This is a genomic window from Paraburkholderia madseniana, from assembly GCF_009690905.1.
Taxonomy (GTDB): domain Bacteria; phylum Pseudomonadota; class Gammaproteobacteria; order Burkholderiales; family Burkholderiaceae; genus Paraburkholderia; species Paraburkholderia madseniana.
Genome location: NZ_VOSW01000033.1, coordinates 77,682 through 89,569, shown reverse-complemented (window position 1 = coordinate 89,569; position 11,888 = coordinate 77,682). Strand labels below are relative to the sequence as shown.

The following is an 11,888-nucleotide window of genomic DNA, read 5'->3' as shown; positions in this document are numbered from 1 at the left end:
GGCCTGAACCGCTTACACCGCAAGACACCACTACGCCCGCCGTCTGGAATGCGGTCATCGTTGCTCAATGCGGTCTCCTGATCTGCTGGCATCAGCTCGCCGAGGCTATCTATTTGCACCAGTGCCGCCAGACTCTTGAGCTTGCTCATCGCGGATCCGAAAATCGGTCAGGCCGGCACTCGAACCGATTCGTTGATCGCTATTTGCGCCACAGCCGATATTCGATGGGTGTCATCTGCCGCGCGAGTTTTTCCGGGCGTCCACGGCAACGCCCGGACAAAGTACATGCCAACAGATCGGATAAGACGCGGTCGAATTCGCTCAGGAATAGCTGCTGCTAACGGCCGCCGAGCCGGCGCCCACTGCCGCTCCCGCGACCATCCCCTCAGGACCCTCAATCGCGCCTGCGAGAGCCCCCTGGATAGCGCCTTGGGCCACGGTTTCCGCTTTTTGAACGAGATTTTCCGCGTCGTGTTCTAGCCCATGAACAGCATGGCTCATAGCGTGACCGATTGAACTGAATATGCTCATGAAATTACTCCAAAGATTGTTCGCCATCATCGATTGGTAATACGTTACACGCAGCGCCCCATCGCCAGAAGCAGCGGCACAGGCGAATCTTCGCTGTATTTGATGAGTAACGCGTGGTGGGCGGCGGTTCATTTGTGAGGGATTCGTTTCTCAGGAGCAAGCTCACTGCTGAGCCCGGTCCACTATGCATTCAAGACCCTCGCTTACATGATGATCAACCTGCGGCACTACCACTGACGATCAGCGCTGGTGCGAACACCATGGTGGTGGCGCTCCTCGCCATGAGGCGTCACATCCATTTAATCTGCAGTCTTGACAAAATATCGAAAAAATTGCATAATTATCGCCCTTTTCACAACCCTCGAACCGCTCCTGCGCGCCCACGCTGCATCGCTTCTTCACATCCCGTTTGCGCTCGGGTGAAACCCGAAACCAGTTGTGCGTATAACCCGGAATTGTGCCTAAAGGTGTTTGTACTAAACCGCTGACGCGGTAGTGGAAGGGAAGCGGAGGTCAGTGCCAGGCGTTCTGTCAGGACGGTTGTCTGAGGCTGGGCCATAGAGAAGTGACGAGCAGGCTGCCGGAAGCAGCATGGATGTGCCCGACCGGGCATTCCATCCACTGTTTCAAGGAGGTCCGCCATGACACTGCTCTGCCAACGCATGCATGCACGACATGCAGATCCGCAACCTCGCCGACAACACGCAGAAGGCCTATCAGCTTCAGGTTTCCAGTTTCGCCCGGCACTTCCGGCGCTCACCCGAAGTGCTCGGACCCGAAGATATCCGGGCCTGGCAAATCTACCTGACCAACGAACGCAAGCTCGCCCCGAGCTGCGTGCAACTGGCTGTGGGCGCACTGCGCTTCCTGTACCGCGCCACGCTCAGGCGGGAATGGAGCGACGAGGACTTTCCACCGCCAAGGCGACCCGTGAAGCTGCCGGTCAGCCTGAGCGCCGAGGAAATCACCCGTTTCTTCTAGTCGGCCCCCAGTCTCAAGCAGCGCACCATCCTGATGACCGCGTATGCGGCTGGCCTGCGCGTGTCAGAAGTCGTCCATCTGAAGGTCACCGATATCGACAGCCAGCACATGGTGATCCGCGTGCACCAGGGCAATCCAGGAAGGACCGCTACGTGATGATTTCCCCGCGGCTGCTCGAGATCCTGCGATCTGTACTGGCACGAGGCTCCCCCCGCGAGTGGCTGTTTCCCGGTGACATTCCCGGGCACCCCATCACCCGGTCCGCAGTAGGGCCGGCATGCCAGCTCGCGCGCCAGCGCAGCGGGATCACGAAACCCATTGCACCGCATTCGCTGCGGCACGCCATCGCGACCCACCTGCTGGAAAGCGGTACCGACGTCCGCAGGATCCAGCTGCTGATGGGCCATCGCAGCTTGTCGACGACGGCATGCTATTACCGACAGAAAGTTGTTATGTGCAGTCTCGAATTCCGCTCGTTGATAGCAAAGGATTCCGGTCGCGGGAACTCGACATAATTGTTTGGGCGGGATGTGGAGGCCCGCAGCTAAAAAACGACATGCGTGACCTCCTGTGCCCTACAGCGAATGTAGCCAATCGAGCAGGGACTTGTTCTGCTGCCAGGACGGGATCTTCGGAAGCGGCGTACCGTCCGCCACTTTCTCGAGTGTCTTCCGCTTCATCTCAAGATTTGTGCGAGCATAGATCTCAGTCGTCTTCACACCACGTGGCCCAGGAAGTCGCGGATGATCTCGAGCGGGACACCACTCTGCAGCAGGTGCATTCCCTTCGTGTGACGGCTATGTCGCCGGCGACATAGAGCAGAGGGTCTTTGATTGGCGGTCGCGGCCCAGGACATATGAACAGGTCGCGACAGAATCAGCCCGCGACCGGTGATCAAAAAACCCTCTGCTTTATGCGCTGCAGCGCATCAACACGTACCTTGCCCCCCCTTCAACGGAACGACCCACCCGCACTTGTTTGCGAAGCTTCTCCAAAGCGACGAAATTGGTTGAACCAGCATCCCGAAGCCTGTTTTTCGTGCCGGCTGCCGCTTGCAGCAAGCCGCGAAATTGCTAAAGACAGGGTGCGCGGATCTCAGCGAGGCTGCGGGCGTGCTCCGGCAACCGCCCATCAGGCAAGCCGGATACATGCATGCAGACCATTTCGACATCACGAACAGGAAGCTTGCAAAAGTCGTCGGGTTCATACATGCCCGAAAAGGAGGGTTACCCCCATCAGCGCTTCCGGGAGCGCAGGTACTCGCCCACGCGTCTGATCTCTTGTAGCCGGAAGCCTTCGATCGACGTGCTGTACTGGGAGCCGAAGCGATTGGTCCGATACGCGTTGACGCGTTCTCTCAGTGTTTCGGCGTCCGGGCCCGTTTGCGCCTTGGTGACGATCTCGTCCGCTTGCGGCATGTGATTGAGCGCGCTCCGGGAGTGCATATGCTTGCGGAAGACCGCTGGCATAGGCACTGAATTCACCTCGCCCCCCCGGTGGAGCAGGTCGGCGTATTCTGCATGGGTCTTGAACGATTTCAAAGCGTTGTTGAGCGCGAACATCACACAATCCCACTCCGAGTTTTGAATACCGTTAAACACCACCTTCACTTTCGCTGGTGCGAACATCGCGGGGAACATCGAAAGTGTCTGAGCCAACGCCGATTCGTATACGACGATTGAAGGCCGGCGCTCCCCCCGGAGCCTGACGTCGAGTGCGACATAGTGGTCCCGCGAACCCGCGAACGGCGGATAGACAACTCTGAAATTGCCGGTCCCGCGCGCACCCGCCATTTGCTTGATGTACTCATGGCACTCGTCTGCTTTGTCAAAGACGTGCAGATTGAGTCCCGGATTTCTCTGGTTCTCCATCTCCGCGATGAGCGGAAGATACTTTTTGTCAAATTGATTAGTTCTCCAATCCGGCTTGGATCCCTCGGACGTTTGCCCTACCGAGAGCTTCGCGTACTCGTAGAATTCCGTGTTCGCGCGCTTGATTTGCTTCAACTTTGAATCGACCGTCTTGATTTTTTCCCTCAGCCGACCTGGAACTTTCGGGGGATCGTCCTGCTGCGACTCTATGTAGTTGGACCGCGCTTGTGCAGACGACGATTCGGCGATGGGCGATCGCAGCCGTTGTGTCTGGCCGACGAATCGACCCAGCTCATCCGTTCTATGCGGGTCGAGCGCGAGCGAGCGCTGCAGCCGTGGGGAGGTCTCGGCCACTTGCGCAGACGTGTCCGTACGTGCGGGGTCCCCCGCCCGCCGACCATGCCGGAAGCGTCGCAGCAGGTTTCTCACCCCCGAGGCCGTCACCTGCCGGCCGGGACTTTCCTCCGCAAAAGCGACCGGTCGCTGCGTAATCGGCGATGCGCCGGCGTCATGGCGCCCGCCGCCGTATTCAATCTCGTCGGGTTGGCTGCCGCGAAAAGGGCTGCCGATGCTAGAGAAGAAGCGTTCCATGGAATATTGGCTTGACAGTTAAGGGGGCACAGGGATTCCCGTGGTGAAAACCCCTGCATCCCACTAGGTAACGGCAGACCGGCGTTGGTTCCAATGGCTCTCGTAATCATATAGCTGGCCTGAGCTTCGCAGCGAGAGGCGCAGAGGTAGAGTCAACATGGCTCTAGCCCTTTGACCTAACGGAGGCCGAGATGAAGTTCAGTGGAATAGACCTGCACTCGAACAACAGCGTGGTGGTGATCAGCGATGGTGAGGGCCTGCTCGTATTGCAGCGGCGCCTGCCCAATGATATCCGCGCAATCCTCGCGGCACTAGGGAAGGTCTGCACAACCCGTTTTCTGCACGTCGCGCGGTTTGCTGCCCGCGTTGTAGTGTCGGCGAAGATGCTGGGACCTCGATCACCGTTTTAGTCGAGCCGTGGCGACGCGCGTTTGAGACTCATGTGTCTGCGCCCACGTGTTTCACGCTTTGCGCAGCCCTTACGCGTCATCCACAGATTGCCCAGCGCAAACAGCGTCGCGATCTGCGCAGTGTTCTTCATCAGGCCCCGGTAGCGTGTCTTCGTATAGCCAAACTGGCGCTTGATGATCCGGAATGGATGCTCCACCTTGGCGCGCACGCCGGCCTTCAGGCGTTCGATCTGAACGTAGATCGCGTCCAGACGATCACTCAGGTCCAGTTTTCTGCGCTTCGCTGGTCCCATTGCGACATGCCAGCGCACTGAACCGTCCGCGCATCGCTTCTGAATACCCTGATATCCGGCATCAGCGTACACATCCGCCTCTTCGCCGTGTAGCAACGCTTCGGCTGTATTGATGTCCTGAGCGTTGGCAGCTGTGCCGATGACCGTGTGAACCAGGCCAGACTCCGCGTCCACGCCGATGTCGGGTAGCGGTGGCGCATTGCTGCGCCACCGCCCCCTTCTATGAGCAGTAATTTGTCAAGGCCGCTTACGAATCGTCGATCAATTTCTTCCGCATCTCCTTGCTAGAGCGTATGGCTGGGTCAAGGGCAGGCGAAGCCTGGCGTAGCGAACCCTTGACGCTGGGTAGAGGCGATATGCTGGCGTATGTTGGTGAGCGCGCGGTATTGCGCTCGCCAACATACAGGCGCATTCCACGTCACCCAGTAACTGTCACTGCCGCAATCGAATCTACGTCCCTGCCTGAAGCCGGCCGTGGCGCTCGTGAGATGATCCAACGTCGCCGGGTAGCCGGACGCGGTTGCCCGCGCCTGGCCCCCTAAGGTAGGGTCGAGAACTGGCGCGCGCACCTGTAGGCGCCGGTGGTAATTCCACCGCTTTCGCAATGGCCCGCAGTCCGGCAACCATAGTCACGTTTCCAGCTCCCGCCACGTCGAACGCAGCTTGCCGGTTTCCGGCACTACGCTCTCCTGTTTGCTTCATGTCAAGAGTTATGGGACCTATCACGCTGGGCGCGCTTTCGGTGCGGCGGGACGACGAACACGATAGCCGTTGAACAGCTTCAGTTCCTCATACAGCCAGCGCCTACTCCACCGCTTCCAGCCGAAGCCCCCGCGATTCCGGGATCGCCCCATGTGGCGCCTGATCTTCTTTTCCACCCAGTCTTTGACGAAGCTGAAGCACTCACTGGAATGTCCTACGGCGAAATAATTCACCCAGCCACGTAACACCGGGTTGATCAGTTGAACCACCCGATCCACCGGCTGCGACTGGTATCGCCGAAACACCTCCTCGAGTTTGCGCAACAACGCCGTGCGTTTCTTCAACTTCGGCGTATAGTGCGCCCGCCACACCAGCTTCTTCACACTGCGAATTCGACGGAAGTCAAATCCCAGAAAGCCAAAGCTTTCTCCGCAGTCCAGATCCACCGTGTGACTCTTCTCTTCATTGACTTCAACCTGCAGTTTGGCAAACTCTTCCCGAAGTCGCTTGCTCACCGCTCCCAGCAACCACGCATGGCGCGGATGGGCATCGATCAGCACGACGAGATCGTCCGCGAAACGCGCATACTCGACGTAGGTGTACTTCCCGTTGCGCGTGGCTTCTTTCGCCCGCTCCAGCATCCGGTCCACCTCGGTGAGGTAGATATTACTGAGCAAGGGCGAAATCACCCCGCCTTGCGGAACGCCTTGTTTGCCCGACGCGGTCAACATCAGCTTCAGCAGATGCATGACATCACAGTCATTGACCCGACGCGCCACCTTCTCGAGCAGCAGATGATGCCGCACGGTGTCAAAGTAGGCGCGTAGATCCAGATCTATGACGCGGGTCTTCCACTGAACAATCGCCGTCGCCACCCGCTGCACCGCTTCATGCGCGGTGCGCTTGGGACGATAACCATACGACCCCGGTTGGAAGTCTGCCTCGAAGATCGGTTCCAGTATGAGCTTGAGCGCACCCTGGACCACCCTGTCGCGGATGGCTGGAATCGACAGGACGCGGACTTTGCCCCCGTCCTTTGGTATTTCCTGCCGCCGCGATCGTAGCGGTACGTAGGCACGCCCGATCAGTTCATCCCGTATCTGCTCAAGGAACGCCTCTGCGCCTAGCGCCTCGATGGCCTCAAACGTCACCCCGTCAATACCCGGAGCGCCGTTGTTCTTTCTTGCCAGCGCATACGCCTCGCGCAGCGTTTCCATCTTACAGACATGGACGTACAACCCCCAGAAACGCCAGGACGGTTCAGCCTTCGCCTTGACGTATATTCCCCGCCTCAGGTCCTGCAAACTGCTGGACGCCTTTGTCATCTCGTCCTTGCCTCCCATGTTGTCGAGGACGTTACAAACAGCAGGGCCCCTTTGCTCCACCAGCGTTACCCGGTCTCACAGCTAGTACGGACCCATCCGCCACTCTCTCGCCTTCGGTCCACTTCCCGGGGTCACCGGTTATAGGACCTACCTTGCTCCGGCGATTTCGCGCCGGGGCGAGGAGAGCTTCTCCAGTTGCTTAGCATGTCCTTGTCATCGTGCCGTCGCTTCCACCCCGCCGAAGTGGACTAGCCGTGTCGGTCAGATTTCGGCTACCCATGCTGCCTTCGCCCTACAGTTGCAGGCTCGGCCTTCGGGGCTTCTCACTTTCGAGGCCACATTCACGTTCACTTTCATTACGGCCCGACGACTCGCGCATTCCCCGAGGGAATGTCTGTCGATAGGCTTCAGAGTCTTGGTTTCCCGCCACCCTGCTATCCAAGCTACGGGGCTTCTGACTTCTACCCCGGCAGGTCTGTCTCCTGCTGAACACGCCAGCCTTCGCTGGACACACAACTGTACGTGCAAGTTTCCCTGCATACAGCTCAAGCCTCTGCCAAGGCATCTTTCGACACCCGCATTCACAACTTGTTTCCGGCGTACTTTTGAATTCCATGACAACCGGGATGGTGCAGTTGAATATTGCCCGCTGCAATCGACCCGCCGTCAGTTCTTTTCACAATGAAGCGGGTGACCCAAGGGGTACCTATTGCGATCGGTTCCTGACAGGTCGGACACACGCCATCCTGCCTCAGCCAGACCCGGTAGAGCTTCGCGCGACCCCTTGGCAGGTTCATCATCCTCTTGCCCCATCGGGTCTCGAAGTATGGTTCCCACTGTGGGTCGTGCGGATTGGCCCCGGCCTTGATCTTGACATGCCGCTTTATCGGCGTGTCCGAGATCCGCCTCAGCCTGTGTCTGCTGCTCGCGCATTGCGTCAATGCCTCGCTGCGTCGCGTCGACGGCGGTCTGCGCATCGGGTCACATCGCGGCAGATCCCCAGCACGCTGACGATCTGCCCTGCTGCATCTTTCTCCGGAATGAGGCTGACTTCGTGTACCCGCGCTCCCCCCGTCTCGTCGCGAATCGTCTGGCGCACGAATGGCAGCGCTTCGCCGGTCGCGACGACGCGGGCGATAGCTGCGGCCACGTGGTCGTGCAACTCTTTAATCCGCGTGCCAATGAGCCCTGCCGCCGGCCTGCACAAAGTCCGCTCATGAGTCGGGTTGATGTAGAGATAGTTGCCGAGGCAATCCCAGCGCGCGATATTGTCGGGCAGATTTTCAGCGAGGGAACGGAACTCGCGCTCGCTGGCGGCCACTGCGTCCCGAATTCCGAGGTGCCGTGCAGCATCCGCAGCAATGGTCTCGGCAAAAGCGGCGCTAATGGCTCTCAATCTTTCGGAGAGCGCTTGCAGTCTGGCGCCATTGCCATTTTGCTGATCACTTGGCTCTCCAATGGACTGGAGCTCGATTGCAACGGCATAGATTGTCTTGGCGCCGCCCAGCAAGGGTTCGTTTTTCTGCTCGATGTCGAAGATCAACGAGAACTCCAGCGCAAGCGGCGGGTCGGGAAACGGCGGCGCATCATCGCCTGAACGTGATGCGTTATCGCAGCGACGCAAGCGGTTCATCAAGCCGGAACGCGCTGACCACCTCGCTCAAATGCGCGGCCTGCCCCTGCAACGCCTGGGCCGCGGCCGCGCTTTCTTCCACCAGCGACGCGTTTTCTTGCGTGACCTTGTCCATCTGCGAGATCGCCTGGCCGACCTGCTCGATGCCCTCCGTTTGCTCCTGGCTCGATGAGCTGATTTCGGCCACGAGCTCCGCGACGTGCCGGATGCTGGTCACGACTCCCTGAATGATCTGGCCGGCCTCCTCCACGCGCTTGCTGCCGGTGCCGACCTGGCCAACCGAATCGTCGATCAGCGCCTTGATTTCACGCGCCGCCAGCGCGCTGCGCTGCGCCAGCGCCCGCACTTCGCTCGCGACGACCGCGAAGCCCCGGCCGTGCTCGCCGGCGCGCGCGGCTTCCACCGCGGCGTTCAATGCGAGGATGTTCGTCTGGAAGGCGATGCCGTCGATCACACCGATGATGTCGACGATCTTCTGCGAGGAGGTATTGATCGCGTTCATCGTATCCACAACCTGCGCGACGGCCTGCCCGCCGCTCTCCGCGATGACCGAGGCCTTTGAAGCGAGCTCGTTCGCCTCGCGTGCGTTGTCCGCGTTGTTTTTCACCGTGGAGGTGAACTGCTCCATCGCCGCCGCAGTCTGCTCGAGCGAACTCGCCTGCTGCTCCGTGCGGCTCGACAGGTCAATGTTGCCGCTTGCGACTTCGCGCGAGGCAAGGGCGATCGTATCGGTGCCTTTGCGCACGCTCAACACGATGCCATGGAGGCCGCCGATCATGTGCCCGAGCGCGGTCAGCAGCCGGCCTACCTCGTCTTTGGACTCGACCTCTGGCCGCCGCGTCAGGTCGCCGCGGGCCACGGCCTCGGCCAGATGCACCGCGCGATTGATCGGCACCGTGATGGTCCGGGTGATGAAGAATCCGGTGGAGGCCGCGATCACGATCGCAAAAATGGAGATCACGATCATGTGGATCGTGGTCTGATGCACATCGTCGCCGCCGAGCGCCACGTCCTGCTGCATCTCATGCGCGAGATGATCCACCATGCGGTTGACCTGGTCGTAGTACTTGTCCTGCAGGTCTGACATGTCGCCCTGGTAGAGGTCGCGCGCCTCCTGGAGCTTCTGCGCGGCCATCAGATCGAAGAATCGCCGGACGCTCGCGCCGTAGGCCGAGCGCGCCGCGGTCTGGTCCCTAAAGATCGCCCTCGCTTCATCGTCCGGCAGCATCTTCTCGAGCTGCGCATAGGCCTCGGTATTGGCCGTGCGAACGAGCACAAAGTTATCCATGAGCTTCTTCGATTGCTCCGGCGACGTGCTCAGCACCAGATCGCCGAGGATATCTTTGGCCTTGTAACCGTTGTCCTTGATGCGACTGCTCAGCGCAATCAGCGCGTAGCGCTCGCTGACGAGCGTCTCCATTTTTGTGCCGACAGAGCCAAGACGCTGTATACCGATGATGGTCGTGCCTATCAGCAGCGCCACGACCAGCGAGAACGCCACCCCGAGACGAACCCCGATTCGCAGATCAGAAACTTTCACTTGCCCTTCCTTGTTATCAATGATAGTGCTGCAATCGTTCGCCCAAAACGGCAGGCAAACGCCGCGGAATATTCCGGCGATCGTTCCCGGCGCCTCGCCCGGCTTGCGCGATCCGGTCCACTGACAGCCAGCGGTTCAACTACGACATTCCGTCCCTGCCCATCCGGCCACCCAAGCCCCGGACGGATCGCGGGCAGATTGTCCAGGCGCCCGAGGACATGGATTCTTCGCATGCCGTTAATCCATGATCACGATTTCCGCTGTGGGGGTCTTCAAGGCGTGGACACGTCCTGCCCGAACATCCAATATCAGTTGCTCGAGTGCATCGATACGCCGCTGGATCTCCCGGTGCTTGCCGCCCGGGCCCGCCTCCTTGTGCTCACGGCCAAGATGTTTCGTGCTGGCAACGAGATAGGCAACGGCTCCCCCGCGTGACATGAAATGGCGTTCCATCCTGTTTCCACAAAATTCAACTGCTGGTGATTTGACCCTGGTGCCCTGCGCCCGCATTCGTCGTGACCTCTAACCGCGCAGGCGCTCGCCGGTCCAGGGCTTCTTCCTGCTTGAGTTGCGCCGTTTTCTTTCGTCCTGGCTTCCTTGGGGGCAACGCCGCGATGGCCTCGAGTGCCATCGTGATACGCGCGTTGAGGTCCGCCATGCAGGCTTGTGATCCGAGCGGACCATCGAGCTTCGCGCACGCGTTGCGCACGGCCTGCGCCATGGACGCGCACATCGCCCGGATCGATTCGCTTTGCGGATCGGCCTGCAGCGCAATGTGCGGGAAATCGAGCTTGCGAGTCAGCATGGGGATGACGAGGAGGCGGACCAGCATGCGCTGGTCCCGGTCCGACGCGTCGAAAGTCGCGCGGGATTCGAGGAACGCAGCGAGAGCGAGATCCTGTCGGTTCGAAGACGAAAGTATCTTCATGTTCGTGATGAATCAGTTCGGCACGAGCGGCAGTCGCGCGTGGCATTCAACGCGCGTCCTGGCGGTCGGCGCTCAATACCACCAGATACTGGTTCGTCAGTTCCAGCAACGTCGAGTGGTATTGCTCCGGCATCGCTATGTCGTCGACATATGCCATCGCTTCTTCAATTCCATCCCGGAATGCCTGCTCAACATCGACGCGCTGCAATGGCGTGAGACGCGGCAATGCCGCATCGAGCAGCTGGCTCATGACCACGACCCGCGCCCCAATGCGGGCCACGCCATCGACATTCGACGCCGTCTGCTGCTCCAGAAACTCCACCTGTTCACGACCCTTCATTGTTCTTCGCTTTCGTCAATAATCTCGACATCCGTTGGATGATCGGCTTCGTTCCGTCCATCGTGCGACCTGCTTCATCCATGCGGCACAAACCGTCCTGCGCCTGCTCTTTTGCGCAAAGCAGGGGGCAATGTCACGACGACGCGTTCAGCGAAGCCATGACATTGCCGTCTCCGCGCTAAAGATCCGGATACCGCGAAACAGGATGGGACGGCTCAGGAGGTTGCTTCCGGGCAGGCATTTGTCTTCTGATCAACCCGGATGTGCCGTCGCAGCGAGATCGAGCTGCCGGGCGTCCTCATCCGAGAGTGCGCGTTCGATGTCGAGCACGATCAGCATGCGCTCGTCACGTGACGCGACACCAACGATATGCTCCGTCAACGCGGCTGTGCCTAACTGTGGAGGCGGCATGATGTCCTCAGCCGCGATTTCCACCACGTCCGACACTGCGTCGACCACGACACCCACCACGCGACGCAGCACGTTCAGCACAATGACGATTGTCTGGTCGTTGTAGGTCGGGCTGTCGTCGCCAAAGCGGATTCTCAGGTCGAGAATCGCTACGATTACGCCGCGCAGGTTGACAACGCCCTGATGTGTTCCGGCGCATTGGCGATATGCGTCACGTGGCTGTAGCCGCGGATCTCCTGCACGCGGAGAATATCGATCGCGTAGTGCTCCGCGCCGAGCACGAAGGCCAGGTATTCCTTCGCGGAGCCCTTGCTCGATACGCCCATTCGCCG

9 protein-coding genes and 3 pseudogenes are annotated in these 11,888 nt (G+C 59.9%); 3 read left to right on the top strand and 9 right to left on the bottom strand.

Going from position 1 to position 11,888, the window contains the following annotated elements; translation table 11 throughout:
• Positions 1–1,206 precede the first annotated feature (1,206 nt).
• Positions 1,207–1,512, top strand: coding sequence for a site-specific integrase (locus FSO04_RS47605; protein ID WP_233464907.1), 306 nt, complete (start codon positions 1,207–1,209; stop codon positions 1,510–1,512).
• Positions 1,513–1,545: 33 nt separating this feature from the next.
• Positions 1,546–2,027 (top strand): annotated as a pseudogene (locus tag FSO04_RS47600) (tyrosine-type recombinase/integrase).
• A gap of 720 nt (positions 2,028–2,747) precedes the next feature.
• Here FSO04_RS47600 and FSO04_RS18880 read toward each other — a convergent pair.
• The gene (locus FSO04_RS18880; protein WP_154561308.1) at positions 2,748–3,974 is read right to left on the bottom strand and encodes a YopJ family acetyltransferase; all 1,227 of its coding nucleotides are present in this window, start codon (positions 3,972–3,974) and stop codon (positions 2,748–2,750) included.
• Positions 3,975–4,165: 191 nt separating this feature from the next.
• On the opposite strand from FSO04_RS18880, the gene FSO04_RS47595 reads away from it, so the two are divergent.
• Positions 4,166–4,384, top strand: coding sequence for an IS110 family transposase (locus tag FSO04_RS47595; RefSeq protein ID WP_233464906.1), 219 nt, complete (start codon positions 4,166–4,168; stop codon positions 4,382–4,384).
• On the opposite strand, the pseudogene FSO04_RS18870 reads toward FSO04_RS47595, so the two are convergent.
• The 8 genes and pseudogenes from FSO04_RS18870 to FSO04_RS18835 form a co-directional block, all read right to left on the bottom strand.
• Positions 4,381–4,857: pseudogene (locus tag FSO04_RS18870) on the bottom strand (transposase); the annotation flags it as partial. The gene FSO04_RS47595 and the pseudogene FSO04_RS18870 overlap by 4 nt on opposite strands.
• A gap of 542 nt (positions 4,858–5,399) precedes the next feature.
• A complete protein-coding gene (gene ltrA, locus FSO04_RS18865; RefSeq protein ID WP_233464905.1) occupies positions 5,400–6,722 on the bottom strand; it encodes a group II intron reverse transcriptase/maturase in 1,323 nt (440 codons plus the stop codon).
• A gap of 919 nt (positions 6,723–7,641) precedes the next feature.
• Positions 7,642–8,337, bottom strand: a complete 696-nt coding sequence (locus FSO04_RS18860; RefSeq protein ID WP_154561304.1) for a PAS domain-containing protein — start codon at positions 8,335–8,337, stop codon at positions 7,642–7,644.
• Positions 8,312–9,877: a methyl-accepting chemotaxis protein gene (locus FSO04_RS18855; protein ID WP_168435738.1), complete on the bottom strand. Its 1,566-nt coding sequence runs from the start codon at positions 9,875–9,877 to the stop codon at positions 8,312–8,314. Before FSO04_RS18855 ends, FSO04_RS18860 begins: the two co-directional genes overlap by 26 nt.
• A gap of 237 nt (positions 9,878–10,114) precedes the next feature.
• The gene (locus FSO04_RS18850; RefSeq protein WP_154561302.1) at positions 10,115–10,330 is read right to left on the bottom strand and encodes a hypothetical protein; all 216 of its coding nucleotides are present in this window, start codon (positions 10,328–10,330) and stop codon (positions 10,115–10,117) included.
• Positions 10,331–10,346: 16 nt separating this feature from the next.
• On the bottom strand, positions 10,347–10,805 hold the full coding sequence (locus tag FSO04_RS18845) for a hypothetical protein (RefSeq protein ID WP_154561300.1): 459 nt from the start codon (positions 10,803–10,805) through the stop codon (positions 10,347–10,349).
• A gap of 46 nt (positions 10,806–10,851) precedes the next feature.
• Positions 10,852–11,145, bottom strand: coding sequence for a hypothetical protein (locus FSO04_RS18840; RefSeq protein WP_154561298.1), 294 nt, complete (start codon positions 11,143–11,145; stop codon positions 10,852–10,854).
• A gap of 252 nt (positions 11,146–11,397) precedes the next feature.
• Positions 11,398–11,882: pseudogene (locus FSO04_RS18835) on the bottom strand (chemotaxis protein CheW).
• Positions 11,883–11,888: the final 6 nt, after the last annotated feature.

Coding starts and splice junctions, on each gene's coding strand:
- FSO04_RS47605 (WP_233464907.1), top strand. CDS start 1,207: ATGCAGATCCGCAACCTCGCCGACAACACGCAGAAGGCCTATCAGCTT.
- FSO04_RS18840 (WP_154561298.1), bottom strand. CDS start 11,145: ATGAAGGGTCGTGAACAGGTGGAGTTTCTGGAGCAGCAGACGGCGTCG.
- FSO04_RS18880 (WP_154561308.1), bottom strand. CDS start 3,974: ATGGAACGCTTCTTCTCTAGCATCGGCAGCCCTTTTCGCGGCAGCCAA.
- FSO04_RS47595 (WP_233464906.1), top strand. CDS start 4,166: ATGAAGTTCAGTGGAATAGACCTGCACTCGAACAACAGCGTGGTGGTG.
- FSO04_RS18860 (WP_154561304.1), bottom strand. CDS start 8,337: ATGAACCGCTTGCGTCGCTGCGATAACGCATCACGTTCAGGCGATGAT.
- FSO04_RS18845 (WP_154561300.1), bottom strand. CDS start 10,805: ATGAAGATACTTTCGTCTTCGAACCGACAGGATCTCGCTCTCGCTGCG.
- ltrA (WP_233464905.1), bottom strand. CDS start 6,722: ATGGGAGGCAAGGACGAGATGACAAAGGCGTCCAGCAGTTTGCAGGAC.
- FSO04_RS18850 (WP_154561302.1), bottom strand. CDS start 10,330: ATGGAACGCCATTTCATGTCACGCGGGGGAGCCGTTGCCTATCTCGTT.